The organism is Arachidicoccus rhizosphaerae (genome assembly GCF_900107765.1).
GTDB classification, from domain to species: domain Bacteria; phylum Bacteroidota; class Bacteroidia; order Chitinophagales; family Chitinophagaceae; genus Arachidicoccus; species Arachidicoccus rhizosphaerae.
Window position 1 is genome coordinate 1 of record NZ_FNQY01000037.1, and the last position, 15,806, is coordinate 15,806.

Below are 15,806 nucleotides of genomic sequence, written 5' to 3' on the forward strand. Positions count from 1 at the left end.
ATCCATATTGGCATAAAACCTTGTGTGGTTGCTATAAATAGCCCGGCTACCATACCGGCAACCAGCCATACAGACAGCTTATAAATAAAAAAGCCTGTTTTTTCCAGAAGGGGCGTTCCGGCTTTCAGCACTCCTGCTTCTGTCTTATGGCCAGCACCGGAAGTTTCATCAGCTTGTTTTTGATCAGGTTTTAAAAGCTGCTGAACTAGCAATAGGATAATGGCTATAGCAGGCAGCAGTAAGGCTGCTAGTTTAAAATAATGGGTAAAAGATCCTGCGGCCCCGTGATCGAGCCAGCTGATGGGGGCATAGCCGCTGTATTGCCAGATAGCCAGCACACTTAGTAGAATACAAATTAAAGTAGCCATCAGGCTTCTTTGCTTTTTATAAACAACAAGGAAGAGCGGGATATATAAGGCCGCTGAATCCAGGCAGAGTAGCTTTATGGTAGTGGAAACCGTGACCGATAATGTTTCAGGCATAGGGCTATCATAAAGGTGAATAAAATAGGTGTCTGGACTGGTCAATAGAAAACCACGGGGCTGCTGCCGGGTGGCGGCAGTCTGAATGCTTCTTATTGACAGACCGGAGGCAATGCTATTGCTATTGAGGATCGGGGTCTGATCATTAATAGCAAAAAAGCTACACCGGCAGCAGGCTATCTGCTCACGCCGGTGTAGCTAAAATACGATTTTTTTCTTATAGAAGAGGCGGTTAGCTGAACAGATATTCAATGTCTTCCTTGGTCAGGCTCTTGACAAAGGAGCTGTCTTCTGCGATCAGTTCGTTGGCCAAGGCTTTTTTGCGCTCCTGCAGGGTCAGTATTTTGTCTTCCACGGTATCTTTGCAAATCATGCGGTAGGCAAATATATTTTTGGTCTGGCCAATACGGTGGGTACGGTCAATGGCTTGTTGCTCAATGGCAGGGTTCCACCATGGGTCTACAATATAGACGTAATCAGCAGCGGTGAGGTTAAGACCCACACCCCCGGCCTTCAGAGATATCAAAAATACGCGGCACTCATCATCGTTTTGAAAATTCTGGATGGCGGTCTCCCTGTCTTTAACGGATGTGCCCCCGTCAAAATACTGATATTTAATGCCTAGTTCTTCCAGTTTTTCACGGATAAGCCCCAGCATTCCTAAAAACTGGGAGAATATGAGCGCTTTGTGGTTGCTGAGATTTTCTTCCAGTTCCTTGGTGAGTTCTTTGATCTTGATGGAATAGTTAGGGAATTTCTCATCTTTGATAATAGCCGGAGAATCGCAGATCTGGCGCAGGCGCATCAGGCCTTGCAGGATAGACAGCTGGGAGCGTTGGACACCCTGCTGGTCAATCATGCCCAGAATTTTATCTCTGACATCATTACGGTAGGCTTCATAGATTTCTCTTTGATGCTTACCCATCTCGCAGAAAAGAACCTGTTCGGTTTTCTCTGGCAGATCCTTGGCTACCTGTTCTTTGGTCCTGCGCAGAATAAACGGAAAGAGTATTTTTCTAAGCTGCTCTTTTTGTGTTTTCTCACCGAATTTATCAATAGGGATCGCAAACTGTTGTTTGAACCATTCCACAGAACCCAAGAGGCCCGGGTTCAGAAAGTTCATTTGCGCGTAAATGTCAAATGTGTTGTTCTGCAGCGGCGTACCACTTAGGCAAAGGCGGTTGTCTGCCTGCAGTAAATTTACTGCTTTGGCAATTTTGCTGACAGGGTTTTTAATGGCCTGACTTTCATCAAGCGCTACATAATTAAAGCGTTTTTCTACAAAATGCTTGATATCGCTGCGTAGCGTGCCGTAAGTAGTAATAATGATATCCGCATCACCGGAGGTTATTTTACTGATATTACGTCCGGCCCCGTGGTGGATAAAATAGGTGATGCCCGGAGTGAACTTACGGATTTCATTTTCCCAGTTGTAAAGCAGGGAGGTAGGGCAGACCACTAAGGCAGAAAATTCCTGACCTTTTTCCTGTTTGAGATGATAAAGGTAAGTCAGGGTCTGAATGGTTTTACCAAGACCCATGTCATCGGCCAGAATACCGCCCCATTTTACCGTGTCCAGGTAGTTCAGCCAGTGATATCCTGCGGACTGATAGGGCCGCAAAACAGACTGCAGGTGTTCAGGTACCTCTAATTCGTGGATGACATGTTCTTTTCTGATTTTCTCGTATTTTTCTTCCAGATGGAATATCAGTTCCTTCTCATCGCGCTGAGCATACAACTCATCAATAATGGTAAAATGATATTTATTGAGTTTTAAAGTATTCTCCGAATTTTCCCCGACCTGGAATAACAGGCTGTATTTTTTGAGCCATTCTTCCGGCAATACGCCTAAAGTGCCGTCTTTTAATTGGACAAATTGCTGTTTATTGCTGAGTGCTTTTTTGATGTCGGCAATAGAGATCTTTTGGCCGTTAAAATCAATGTCTACTTTAGCGTCAAACCAGTCTGTGTGGGTGCTGAGATTAATGACCGTCGTAGGCTTGGCCGTATTGAAACGGTATTTTTTCAAGGTTTCAAACCCATAGACAGGAACATTCATTTCCTTGCAGGAGTCTACAAACAGGAAAAACCAGTTATTCTTTAAGACTTCCGGTCCTTTTAGGGCCAGTTGATTTTTATTGACGACCGCAAATCCTGAGTGCAGGTTCTGGATCTTCTGAAAAAACAGATTTTCTGCCTCCCGGTTACGGTGTATAATCAGTAATTTGTCCTTTTGAGGCAAAATGATCTGATCGTTTTGTTCTTCTCCGATTTTATGATTCTGGTAGATGAAAATAGGTTCAAAAACCAGGTAGTCTCCTCTTTCTTTAAGGTTGATTCTGGATTCCGGGACCATATCAAAGATCTCTTCTTGTTTGATATTTGTGAAGTTGACCTTGTAGTCCTTGGAAAGCGGAATTACAAATTCAAATAAGGCACTTTCCCACTGCTGCTCTGTATAGGTAATACGGCCATTATCCAGGAATTTTTCCACGGTAATGACGTCCTCGGCTTTTGACCAGAGGTAGAATTGATTTTCTACCTGGAAAAGCAGGGTGGAGTTTAACTCGTTTTCAGTAATCAGTTTTTCTCCCAGCAGGGTATCCACTTTACAGATGACTTCATAATGACCATCTTTTTGTGCTACTTCAAAATAAGGCTTAACGTAGTTAATGGAATAGTTGGCCAGTTCGATATTAGCTGAAGTGAGCGACTTGCCTCCAGGAAGATAATAAGTCAGATAGCTGTCTACAGACAGGTTGAATAAATGTTTGAGTTTCTGATAAAGGTAATCTACGATTAATCTGCGTGTACCTTCCGTCAGTGCATGACCTTTCTGCTGGACAATATTATCCCAGATGCCGCTAAACTCCGAATTACGGTCCAGGTAGCGGTTGATTTCACTATGGGACAGTTTTCTAAGGGTGTTGACCATGGCCCAGTCCTGACGGGCAATCTTGTCCTGATTGATGGTTTTGCCAAAGTCCAGCCTTTCAATCTGGTCAATAAAATTTGTACCGGCTTCATTGGTTTCTCCTTTGACCGCCGTGAACTGTACATAAGGATACTGATGCTGATTTTCAGCAATAACAATACCGACCCGCTGAATACTGTTGTTGTCCTGTTCCAGCACCGTGGGCTCGGCTGTTACCTGGGGTTTTACAATTTTTGTTTGTGGATTAAAGCTATTGGGGTTGACTACTTTTTTGATAGTAGGGTCCAGTACCCTTAAAAAAGGCTTGCCATTTTTATAGGTAAACTCAAATTTGCCATCCAGGTCGTCTTCTAAAGTGAATCCGTATAAACCTAAAAGCTGGTTTTTCTCCCGGTCCCAGTTTCTGATGGAATCAAAATAATCGGCTCCGCCGATATTTACCAGGTGAAGTAATAATATGGTTTTATGCAGACAGAGCGGATGTTCGTGCTCCGTCCCGCAGTTACAACTCGTATCAAAATTTCGTTCCGCATTTTTTTGAATAATAACGGGGAACGTTTCTTTGTCTGCCGTTACCTCGGCCACGACCTTTTCATTGGCATTTTCTAAAAGCAGGGGCCGGTTCATGCGCAGGCATTCTTCTGCCTGGTCATACGTCTGTTGAGCAGAAAATGTCCGTATCTGCCTTAAGTCCAGACGGCTCATGCGTAGGGTCGTATGCTTCTGGTCATAATTCACTTCAACATTGGTCAGCAGGTGCTGATCACTCATCTGTTGCAATTGAAATAGAACAGCTACCTCATGCTTACATAGTTCTCCCAGATTATAAGTGCAATTGCATTTTAAAGAAAGGGTAGACTCGTCCTTATAGCCCCGGACCTGGACTTTATACCAACTGGCATACATATCGTCCTTGACCCTGAAACTAATCGTGCTGGACAGCATATCGTGGTGGGCCACCTCGATTCTGCCACTGTTGAAAATCTTTCGGCCCCGGATGGTGATTTCCTCGGATCCGTTACTGTAAATCTGTTTTATAAAAAAAGGTAACAATGCTCGTCTTTTTCATTTAAATGTTGCCAAAAAGCAATTTGCAAAGGTAACGATTTTCAGGGTATTTTTAAAGACTGTGGCAGCAGTTGAGTAGGTTATATGGTTAATTATGGCAAAAAAATGAGGAATGAATAGAAATTCATTCCTCATGTAAAAGATATTTATAATATAATCAGCCTGTTAATAGAACTGATCTTCTTTTTTGTTTTCGTCCATCAGACCCATTGCTTTTACAAAATAGGTCAAAACGCCGGGTAGTGCCAACCAGAACCATTGTCTAGCCCAAATCATCAGACCGATAATGATAACCAGCCAAATGACAAACCATACCCAATATTTTCCACGTGATGTTGTTTCTTCCATTTCAGTAAAATTTTTACAAATGTAGGTAAAAAATTAAAAAGTATTCGTGCAGGCCTTATTTTTCTTCTGTAAACAGTTTATGATAAGACTCCATGGCTTCTTTGATAATGCCCAGTGCCTGTTGTTTATTGCCGAATTCTTCTACTTTTACGGTCTTCTTTTCCAATACTTTATACTGTTCAAAGAAGTGACGCAGTTCGCTGAAAAAATGTTTAGGTAATTCTTCAATATTCTCGTAGTAATTGATTGCCGGATCGTTAGCTGCAACACCGATGATTTTGTCATCGCCTTCGCCGCCGTCGAGCATCTGCATAACACCAATGACTTTAGCCTCTACAATACACATGGGCTGAATGGTCATACTGGAAATGATCAGAATATCCAGAGGGTCTTTGTCATCTCCATAAGTCTGTGGGATGAAACCATAGTTAGCAGGGTAGTGGAAGGATGAATAAATTACGCGGTCCAGTTTTAACAGCCCGCTGGCTTTATCAATTTCATATTTAGAACGGGATCCCTGAGGGATTTCTACAACACAATTCACGAATTCCGGTGCATTTTTGCCAGTCTCAACGCCATGCCAGGGATGCAAAACCTGCGTAGTTTTAATCATGCCTTTTTTGTTTAATAGGAAAATTTGGGTGCAAAGGTAACTATAAATAACAATTTAACCCTAGAATGATGCAAAAATTACATCCTAAAACTTATGCAGACGAACGGCTGTAAGTGTGAAAATCATAGATTTACGTCAATTTTAAGCTTCTGTTATCTGTTTTTTGTATAACTCGGCATAATAACCGCCACTCTTCATTAAACTTTCATGAGTACCTCTTTCTGTAATCTCCCCATCTTCAATGATAATGATCTGATCAAAACTAAAAACGGTAAATATTCTATGCGTGATGATGAGGGCTGTTTTGTCGCTCAGGTACTTATTAAGATGCGAGATGATCTGATTTTCAGTTTTGGCATCCACTGCACTCAGGCAATCATCAAATAGCATCAGTTCGGGTTCTTTGATAAGCGCCCGTGCAATAGATACACGTTGCTTTTGGCCGCCACTAAGCATAACGCCTCTTTCTCCGACCATTGTCTCATACCCATTTTGAAGCTCCAGGATCTCTGAATGAATACTGGCGGACGCTGCCGCTGCATGAATCCGCTCATCGGAAGCTCTTTCGCTTAATCCGAAACTGATATTATTAGCTATGGTATCACTAAAAAGGAAGACATCCTGGGGGACATAACTGATATTATGGCGCAGTTCTTTTACAGGCATATCCTTAATATTCACTCCTTTAACGTAGATATTGCCCTGATCCGGATCAAATGACCGTAGTAGTAAATGAGCGACTGTCGATTTACCACTACCTGTTTTACCCAGTATCAGTACTTTCTCTCCCTTTTTGACCCGGAGATTAAAGTCTTTCATGGCTTTTATCCCTGTATTTTTATAGGTAAAAGAGACGTGTTCAAATAAGATGTCTCCATCGAGTGCCGCAGGCTTTGTTTCTGCCTTGTCCTTAATGGCAGGTTCCTGTTGCAGGAACTCATTCAGCCTTTTTTGGGAGGCGGCTGCTCTTTGGGTCATGGAAGCTACCCAGCCAATGGCGCTGACCGGAAAAATGAGTAGCAGGATATATATGACGAACTCTACGATCAAACCGACCTTAGTGGTGTCATGTAGAACAATCTGACAGCCAATAAGAACGGTAATCAGCGTGCTGAGACCGATAATAAGATTCATGCTGGGGAAATAAACAGCTTCCATTTTGGCCAGACCAACTGCATTTCTTCGATAATCCTCACTGCTTTTTTTAAAGAAGCCCAAAATGGCCTTCTCCTGCACGTAAGATTTTATAACGCGGATTCCGGAAAAGGATTCCTGTGCATTGGTTGTTAAATCCGATAACAATGCCTGTACTCTTGTGCTTTTTTTATGGATATTAATATTCAAAAAATAAATAGTGATAGCCAGTATGGGGAGAGGGGATATAACGATTAAAGTCAGTTTTACATCCTGTTGAAGCATATTAATCAGACAAAGCGCAATTAAGGTGGTCAGGTTAATAAAATACATTATGGCCGGGCCCGTATACATTCTTACCCGACTGACGTCTTCTGCCATTCTGTTCATTAAGTCTCCGGTTGAATGGGTTTTATAGAACCCTGCATCCAGTTTTTGATAATGGTTATAAACTTCATTTTTCTGGTCATATTCAATATGTCGGCTCATGACAATTATCGTCTGGCGCATAAAAAACATAAACAAACCCCTTATTAAGGCCAGAACAATGATGACAATGCTACAGACCAATACCATTTTGCCATATGGGAAATGATCCATCCAGTTGAAAAAATGAGCCAATATAGCGTCATTAACTTTTTGGGATCCTGCTTCAGGGTGAGGGCCGGGTAAGGTTTCCTGGAGCTTGCCTACCACGTAACGGAATACCTGGGGAGACATGACTGCGAAATAGTTTGAAGCGGTAATGAACAGGAAGCCTAGTATAAACCGATAGCGATATTTCCAGAAATATTTATTGAGAACGGATAATTCTTTCATAGTAATGTGGGTGATTCCAAGTATAAATGAGATGCAATTTTGCTTAAAAAGGGAATCAAATCGCAAAATTAAGGGAAGAACAGCAAAAAAATTTGGTTATTAAATTTATTAGATATTATTTTGCGCCCGGAGAGTTGGCAGAGTGGTCGAATGCGGCGGTCTTGAAAACCGTTGACTGTCACAGGTCCGGGGGTTCGAATCCCTCACTCTCCGCTTTTTATCCCTCCAACTGAGTTTATTTTCCTTATTTTACACTGGTTTTCAATTAGATATAATGTTTTGCTGACTCAGCGAAACGCAGCAAAACGCACCTAAATACGGGTAATTTGCCCGGAAATTTGCCCGGAATCCGCCCCTTTTTGTGTATCTTTAAGTAGCTAAATAAGAAACTGTGTATCATATAAGCTTTCAACTGGATACACCGAAAGCGGAAGAGTCAATGATTTTGATGATCTGCACATATGACAGACTTAGGTGTAAAATTTCGACTAAAAGGAAAATTCCGGTTAAATACTGGAATAAGGCTACCCAATTGGTAAAATCAACCATCTATTTTAAAGATTCGGAAAAAGTGAATACGGAGCTCTTTAACCAGCGGCAAACCCTAATTACAGTTTTAAAAGATTTTGAAACGCTTTTTGAACGAAAACCATCCCCGAAAGAATTGACGGCAGCTTTCAAAGCCGAGTATTTTGAAAAGAATCCATTTTTTAATCCCGGAAAGGTTAAAACATTCCCAGAGGTAATTGACGAGTATATCAAGACCATGAATGCGGAAGGAAAGAGCAAATCCGCGGAAAAATACAACCAGATAAAAGACAATCTGATCGAATTCTGTAAAATTTATAAAAAGCCTCTCGCATTTGAAGCCATAAATATGGATTTCAGGGCGGATTTGCTGGATTATTTTACCTCGGTAAAGGAATTCCGGCAAACCACCATACACCGGAAAATGAAATTTATTAAGACTATTATCCTTTATGGTCTTAACAATGGCTATATAAAAATGGATAAGCTGAATATCAATCTGACCAAATGGGGGGTGGCTGACGGAGATGCCGAAAATATCGCTTTGAGCCCCGAGGAGTTAAAAGAGATCGAAAATCTTGACTTGAGTGATTGGCCATACCTGGACAGAGCCAGAGATAGATTTCTTGTTGGGTGTTATACCGGTGCTAGGTTCGGTGATTTTATCCGGCTTAATAAACATCATATCAAATCGGTGGATGGAAAAGACTATATATCATTTCGGCAGGAGAAGACGGGACAAATCGTTACCCAACCGTTATGGCCCGATCTACGCAGGATCTTTGAAAAATATAAATATGAGCTTCCCAAGCCCATTTCCAATCAAAATTTCAATACTTATTTATTTGAGATTGCCAGTAAGTGTAAACTATTACAGCATCAAATGGAGATCTCTGATTTTCAGAAAGGCAGAAAAATAAATAAAATCGTTACCAGGGCGGAGCTCATTTCTGCACATACGGCCAGACGAACCTTTGCAACCATTTACGCCAACAAAGGTGTAGATCTGGAAGTGATTGCTCTGGGCACCGGCCACAAAAGTATCACTCAATTAAAGAATTATATCAAGATCAATGATATCCAGAAGGCCAATATTATGGAAAACGCATTTTCGAAATTATAGCGCTGGTATTCCTATAACAGTAAAAGATAGGATAAGTTCAGAAAATGATTGTTTGTGATTGCATTGGGTTTCATTCTTTTTTTCAATTTGTGCTTCATTAAAATTATCTGAATGGCACATGTAAACCTTTTGACCAGTTTCACGGCTGAGGAGCTTAGACGAATAGTTAGAGAAGAAATTAAAAATGCACTTAAATCCCAAAATCAACAACAGCGAAACCTCCCAAAAGGCTATTTGACCAGGAAGTCGGTGGCCAAACTATTTTCCATATCCCTGAATACTGTTGATAAATATTGCGACCTTGGCTATTTACAAGCGTACGAAATAGGCAGCCGAATTCTTTTCAAGGAATCAGAAATTGAAAAGGCACTGATCCCGGTGAAAAAGACTCGAGGGGAAATTCCTCATGCCAGCATTGCTATTTCCGTTGAAAGGGACAATGTGGCGATTCGCGGGCTTAAATTTATCGGCAATCCCAACCCCATGAATGAATACTATTATCCGATTGAAAGAAGGAATGAAAAATTAAAAAACCTTGAAATTGCGCAATGCTATTTTATAGGCAACAAGAATGCCGCTCCCATTCAGGGCGCCCTATTCGCTCAGGGAGAGGGCATTCATATCAGCCATTCTATATTTTACAATTGCAAAAATGCGGTGTTGTCCTTTTTGAATGTCAGAGATTTCGCGCTGTCCCACTGCATTATCTATGGCGCCTATGAAGCGGCGCTATGGTTTGGCTATGGCAAAGATGCTGACTTGCCTTTCCGTTTTCATAATAACGTCATCGCAGGCTGCCACTACGCCGTTATAGGCTATAAAGGGTTACATCATAACTACAATTTCAGTAATTCACTTTTTAGCGGCAATAAATACTATCTGGGCGTAAATGGAGATCAGCTTCAGCCGGACACGATTAATCATCCCACCGAAAATAATGTACAGAAAGGCGGAAAGGTGACACTGGAAGAAATCACTGTTGGTAGCGTACCCAGAAATTACCTGAATCTCTCACCGGCTTCAGCGGGCAGCAACCTGCAAGCCGGTATCTTTAAGTAGATTAAAGTCAGCCCCATCTTTGCTGCGCTTCCGCCATAGACCAGCGGGCCATGTTCCTCTTCAAGTGATATCTACTCTGTTTTCAGACTTTTTACCGGGTTAGCACGGGCCGCTTTGACAGCCTGCCAACTGACAGTAGCGACAGCAATCATAAGCCCTGTGATACCCGCCAGTGCAAACCACCACCACCGGATACCGACCCTGTAATCGTAGCTCAGCAGCCAGCGGTGCATCAGGTACCAGGCGATGGGCGCTGCAATGACAAAAGAGAGGACGACTAGTTGTATAAGCTGCCGGGAAAGCAAGGTGGAAATACTGAGAATCGATGCCCCCAGCACTTTTCTGATGCCTATTTCCTTTATGCGTGCTTCTGCCATAAACATAATAAGGCCCAGCAGTCCCAGGCAGGAAATAAAGATCGTAAGGCCGGCAAAAAGCGAGGAGAGCCTGGAAGTCTGTTGCAGGGCGGCAAACTTCTTGGCGTAGTCTTTATCTACAAACGTATATTCAAAAGGGAAAGCGGGGTTATACCGCTGCATAATAGCCTGCACTTTTTTCAGGTTGTCCGCCGTAGGATGACTGGGATTTAAACGGTAGTGCATGGTCGTAAACCAGGAACAGGGCCCCTGGATAATCATCGGTTCCACTTTGCTTTCGACGCCTTCAATGACGAAGTCCCTTATGACCCCCACAATATGAAAAGTGGTATCAAATTCGATCCGCTGGCCGATGGGATTTTTAAGTTTCATCAGTTTCAAAGCCGTTTCATTGATCAGGCAGGCACTGCTGTCGGAAGGATATTTGGTGATGTCGATGTCCCTGCCTGCAAGCAGGCTTGCCTGCATGGTGGCGACAAAACCCGCGTCAGTACTATACCGGCTGAAGGTAATATGCTGCTCTTCAGTAGTGGCGCCTGGCCAGTTGGCGCCCCAGCCGTTACTGTACTGGTGCGTCACGGGTGACATGTTTTTGGAGACCGCCGTCACCGCGCCGCTGGCGAGGAGTTCGTTTTTAATAACCGTATAATTTTTTTCCATGTCGCCGGTAAGAAAGCTGTATACCAGCCCGTTTTGGGTGTAGCCGCTATCGCGCTGCTCCGTATAATTGATCTGCCGGCTCACTACAATAGTGGAAATAATCAGGATAAGACTAAAGGTGAACTGGATGACCACGAGGACCGAGCGGAGACGCACCCGGCTGTTGCCCCCCATCCGGACGAGTCTTCCCTTCAGCACTTTTACCGGCTGAAACCGGGATAAAAACAGCGCCGGATAGCTGCCTGCCAGAAGCCCGGTAAAAAGAACAAAACCCAGCGCGAAGAGCCAGGTAAACGGATTTTGCCAGGCAATGGAGAGCTGCTTGCCCACCAGACGGTTAAAAAAGGGAAGGCTTATCACTACAATGCCGATGGCCAGCACAAAAGCAATGGCAGACATCAGGACGCTTTCCATCAGAAACTGGCTGATCAGTGCCCTTCTCGGCGCCCCGATCACTTTTCTTACCCCGACTTCTCTGGCCCGCTTCTCACTTCTGGCGGTGCTGAGATTCATGAAATTAATGCAGGCGATCAGCAGGATCAGCAGCGCAATGATGCCAAAGAGACGGACCGTAACAATGGTGCCGGTTACATACCGCCCATTCACCGCCTTATCATACAAAAAGCGCTTACTTAAAGGCAGCGCGAAGACCTCCGTGGTCTGCATGTCAGCTCTTTTGTTGTGCGCGATGGTAATATTTCTGATCTTGCTGTTAAAATTCCTGATATCTGTCCCTGGTTTCAGCAAGACAAAAGTCGCTACCGAGTTATTGCTCCAGTATTCATCATAGTTGTCAATCTTTTTGGCATAGTCCCAGGAAAGTAAATACTTATAGTCGAACTGCGTATTGGCGGGCAGATCTTTAATGACAGCGCTGACCGTTACAGCATTACGATTGTCCAGTTGCAATGTCTTGCCCACGGGGTCGGCGTCCCCGAAAAGGGCACGGGCGAAGCTTTCGGTAAGTATGACCTTGTCGCTGCCCTGCAGCGGATGGGGATCACGGCCGTTAATAACAGTCAGGTCGAACATTTTAAGAAACCCTGTGTCTGCAAAAGCGCCTTCCGCTGTAATTTTTTTCTCCCCCGCGGTAAAGAGCGTACTGCCGGTACCGTACCGGCCGATATCTTCCACTTCGGGGTATTCCTGGCGGAGCGTAGGCCCCAGGATCTTGGGCGTGTACTGCCAGGCATAGACATTTCCCTGCTGCGAGTCTCGGTTGCAAAGGATATAGAGCTGATCCTGCTGTTTATAGAACCTGTCGGTGGTCATCATATTCTGGAGCCATATCAGGATCAGCACAGCACTGGCCATACCAATGGCCAGCCCGGTAATATTGATAACGGAGAACCCCTTGCTTCTCAGCAGTGTCCGCCAGGCGGTTTTCAGATAATGCTTGATCATGCAGTAGAAATTTATAGTAATGGCTAGGAATCTATTAAAATGCCAATTATATAAAACACTGGTAATGAAGATATATAAGATTTTGCAGCCAGGCATGCATGTCCGTTTCCGAACAGTTTTGTAAAACCGGACACTTCAAAAAAATCAGACGCGGCTATGCGCTTGCCGTCTCCTTTTGCCGGTACCGGACATAAAACAGTGTTGCCAGCGGCAGGGCGAAGACCTGGAACAAAAACACAAGAAGGGACAACGCCCCTTCAAGATAATGGGCATTTGCTTTTACCAGCAGCTGAGGGCCAAGGGGACCGCTGGAGAAAATAACAATATGCAGCAGATTCCAGCCAAAATGAACAGCGATCGGCAGATACATGGACTTTAACTGTGTAAATGCGTAGGCAAGTACCCACCCGAGTATGCCGGTCATGACAAATATAATGATCATCTGAAAGGGGGTACCCCAGAGCTCATAAGAAAACCAGTGATAAACCCCGAATGCGGCGGCGGAAATAAGGCAGGCCCATTTGCCACCGACCAGCCTTATCAGGATATACAATAGCGCGCCCCGGAAGACAAACTCCTCAAAAAGAACCGATTTCAGTACCCACCAGCCTGCTTTTGCAAGTGCGGTTAGATTATACGCTTGGTTGAGCTGCCAATGGTTATCAATAAAAGCGATCTCCAAAAAATGATAAAGCGTGCATATCAGTGCCGCTAATACCAATCCGAACGCAAAATCCATCGCTCGGCCCGTTGTCGGCCTCAAACCCAATACAGCGAAAGTTTTTTTATAACAGCCCCACAAAAGAGCGGCAGAGACCAGCAAGATAATTAGTAAGCCTAGCATATGGTTGATATGAATTTGAAGTAAAGATACCGATAAAAGCCGGACAGGGCCTCAACTTGAACCCCTGATCACTTCCCTCATCTGAAAGTAATATACACCACAAAGTAATGCGGAATTTTAGAATGCCTTCCCAACGCTTCCGGCGCTATGTCATATTGTGCGACCTCGCAGTAAGAGCCGGAGCCGTCCGGATGGAGGGTAGGGGTGATAACAGCAAAGACTGCGTTTGTTTTTAAGGGATCCTGCTTCAGCGTATCTTTTGAGCCGAAAAAATCTTTCATCGCGTAACGGTCTCCGGAGCTTTTAAGGGGAAAATAGGATTTTTTGCTACCGAACCCGGCGCCAAATACCTGTACTTTCAATTGATCTTCCTCCAGTTTGAAAGCAAACTTAACAGACAGAGAATCCGACTGTACCTTGAAAAAGTCGGATTCAGTGCCGTCAAAAAGAATAGCGCTGTCCGTTAACTTCCCGTCGGTAAATTCCTTTAAAGTAACCCGATAGGATTTGCTCCGTATCGCCTTTCCTGTAAAGCTGAGCTTTTCAAAATAAATGTTTTCAAAATTCATCAGGTTCTGCAGGTCTTTATTGGAACTGCCGTATTGCTTCGTTAGTTGAACGGTCTTCTGACCGTATGCTGCACTAAGACCCGCAAAAAATAACAGGGTAAGCAGGAATTTGATTTTCATAAACGATATTATTATTGGGTATATTGAATCTACAGAACGCCTACGATTTAGATGCCATTTATCGATTGTACTGATAACCAATCAAACCCCTGACCTACAGGTAATGCAACTGTCCGTTTATGATACACCGGGTTGTCCGCAATTGATACAAACGGACCCTTAAAAAAATTTATAAATTAAATACATTGTGATTAATTATATAAATATATGTATATTTTACTAATTTATATTTAAAATTGTATAAAATGTTAGTTGTCAAATAATTAATAAAGAATTGAAAAATATTTATTTATATTATTATAATAAATATACTATATTTTATATTAAAAATATCGTCTAATATATACTAATATACCATAAAACAAACACATGTTGTTTTTTATAATTTTAAAATGTTTTAGTTTTGAATAACAGTTACAGGAACCGATTATTAGTACAATTAAAATCCACGCGTATGAACAGCAGCATAAAACTCGTTACCCGGAGCGTGATTACCGCTATAAAGACCTTTATGGATAAAGGCCAATCGGCTGGACTTCTGTTAATCGGATGCACGATCTTTTCGCTGGTAATGGCCAATATTCCGGGTATTGGAGAACAGTATACCGCTCTTTGGCATACAGGGCTATTCAGTTTCTCCTCCACTTCGTTTCACGTGCCCGAGACGCCGGTGCATGTAATTAATGATTTTCTGATGGCTTTTTTCTTCCTACTAGTGGCGATGGAAATAAAAAGGGAGATCATGGAAGGAGAGCTGGCTTCTGTGCGTAAATCCCTGCTGCCTGTATTTGCGGCCCTTGGAGGCATGGTCTGCCCGGCCGTTATTTTCGGCCTCTTTAACGGCCATACGGTGTTCAGCCACGGATGGGGTATTCCCATGGCGACAGATATCGCTTTTTCTTTAGGTATCCTCTCTTTATTAGGAGACAAAGTGCCATTTCAGTTAAAAATATTTCTGATGGCCCTGGCCGTAATGGATGACATGGGAGGGATATTTACTATCGCCTTGTTTTATGCCGAACAGATCCACTACTATTATTTGATCCCTGTGGGCATATTACTGCTGCTTTTGATTACCATGAACAGGCGGGGCATAAAACAAATCGGCTACTTTCTCTTACCGGGCCTTTTACTTTAGTATTGTATCTACCGCTCGGGCATTCACGGGACAATTGCCGGGGCGCTGTTCGCGTTTTGCCTGCCTAAAAACGTAGAACTTGAACTCGGTCTTGCAAGGCCGGTAGGGTTTATAGTAATGCCACTGTTTGCCCTGGCCAATATGGCTATCTCCCTGAACGGTTCTTTGGGTACCGGACTTTCGTCTACGCTGAGCCTGGGTATTATTGCCGGTCTGGTGTTGGGAAAGCCGCTGGGCATCTTTTTATTCTCTTTTCTGGCGCACAAAACCCGTATCGCATCGCTGCCTTCGGGCACGAGCTATAAACAGCTCTTTGGCGTGGGGATGCTGGGAGGCATCGGTTTTACCATGTCAATCTTCACGGCCACGCTGGCCTATGCCGTGACGGCCTATCAGACAAACGCCAAAATCGCTATCATGACAGGCTCTGTTCTTTCTGCGCTTGCCGGTCTTTATTTCTTAAAACGGATCTTTTCCGGCAGCCCGGCTGTAGCAGGTCATACAGAGAAGGAAAAACAAAAAAGAGTACAACAGGATCGCATCGGCTCACTGCCGGAAATAGCCTGACGGCCGCACCTACTACTA

Annotated in this window: 10 protein-coding genes, 1 tRNA gene and 1 pseudogene; 4 read left to right on the top strand and 8 right to left on the bottom strand. The window is 43.5% G+C overall.

Annotated elements, in window-relative coordinates; genetic code table 11:
• The 5 genes from BLU80_RS18410 to BLU80_RS18430 form a co-directional block, all read right to left on the bottom strand.
• Positions 1–482, bottom strand: a 482-nt coding sequence (locus BLU80_RS18410) for a hypothetical protein (protein WP_139188207.1), incomplete at its 3' end; no start/stop codon positions are given.
• Positions 483–714: 232 nt separating this feature from the next.
• Positions 715–4,470 carry a DEAD/DEAH box helicase gene (locus tag BLU80_RS18415; protein ID WP_091401324.1) on the bottom strand — a complete coding sequence of 1,252 codons (3,756 nt, stop codon included), beginning with the start codon at positions 4,468–4,470 and terminating at the stop codon, positions 715–717.
• Positions 4,471–4,650: 180 nt separating this feature from the next.
• The gene (locus tag BLU80_RS18420; RefSeq protein ID WP_091401326.1) at positions 4,651–4,833 is read right to left on the bottom strand and encodes a hypothetical protein; all 183 of its coding nucleotides are present in this window, start codon (positions 4,831–4,833) and stop codon (positions 4,651–4,653) included.
• Positions 4,834–4,888: 55 nt separating this feature from the next.
• The gene (locus BLU80_RS18425; protein WP_091401327.1) at positions 4,889–5,446 is read right to left on the bottom strand and encodes an inorganic diphosphatase; all 558 of its coding nucleotides are present in this window, start codon (positions 5,444–5,446) and stop codon (positions 4,889–4,891) included.
• 141 nt (positions 5,447–5,587) lie between these two features.
• On the bottom strand, positions 5,588–7,399 hold the full coding sequence (locus BLU80_RS18430) for an ABC transporter ATP-binding protein (protein ID WP_091401329.1): 1,812 nt from the start codon (positions 7,397–7,399) through the stop codon (positions 5,588–5,590).
• 128 nt (positions 7,400–7,527) lie between these two features.
• Between BLU80_RS18430 and BLU80_RS18435 the strand changes: the two genes are divergently transcribed.
• The 3 genes from BLU80_RS18435 to BLU80_RS18445 all read left to right on the top strand — a co-directional run bounded on the left by BLU80_RS18435 (position 7,528) and on the right by BLU80_RS18445 (position 10,109).
• Positions 7,528–7,612 (top strand) — tRNA-Ser (locus BLU80_RS18435).
• Positions 7,613–7,790: 178 nt separating this feature from the next.
• On the top strand, positions 7,791–9,050 hold the full coding sequence (locus tag BLU80_RS18440) for a site-specific integrase (protein WP_091401331.1): 1,260 nt from the start codon (positions 7,791–7,793) through the stop codon (positions 9,048–9,050).
• A 111-nt stretch (positions 9,051–9,161) separates the two neighbouring features.
• Positions 9,162–10,109, top strand: coding sequence for a helix-turn-helix domain-containing protein (locus tag BLU80_RS18445; protein WP_091401333.1), 948 nt, complete (start codon positions 9,162–9,164; stop codon positions 10,107–10,109).
• 71 nt (positions 10,110–10,180) lie between these two features.
• Here the strand turns inward: BLU80_RS18445 and BLU80_RS18450 are convergent, their stop codons facing one another.
• The 3 genes from BLU80_RS18450 to BLU80_RS18460 form a co-directional block, all read right to left on the bottom strand.
• Positions 10,181–12,550: an ABC transporter permease gene (locus BLU80_RS18450; protein WP_091401351.1), complete on the bottom strand. Its 2,370-nt coding sequence runs from the start codon at positions 12,548–12,550 to the stop codon at positions 10,181–10,183.
• Between the two features lie 154 nt (positions 12,551–12,704).
• Entirely contained in the window at positions 12,705–13,289 is a 585-nt protein-coding gene (locus BLU80_RS18455; RefSeq protein WP_211481903.1) for a CPBP family intramembrane glutamic endopeptidase, read from the bottom strand.
• 182 nt (positions 13,290–13,471) lie between these two features.
• Positions 13,472–14,083: a hypothetical protein gene (locus BLU80_RS18460; RefSeq protein WP_211481904.1), complete on the bottom strand. Its 612-nt coding sequence runs from the start codon at positions 14,081–14,083 to the stop codon at positions 13,472–13,474.
• A 511-nt stretch (positions 14,084–14,594) separates the two neighbouring features.
• On the opposite strand from BLU80_RS18460, the pseudogene nhaA reads away from it, so the two are divergent.
• Positions 14,595–15,788: pseudogene (gene nhaA, locus BLU80_RS19940) on the top strand (Na+/H+ antiporter NhaA).
• The last annotated feature ends 18 nt before the right edge of the window (positions 15,789–15,806 follow it).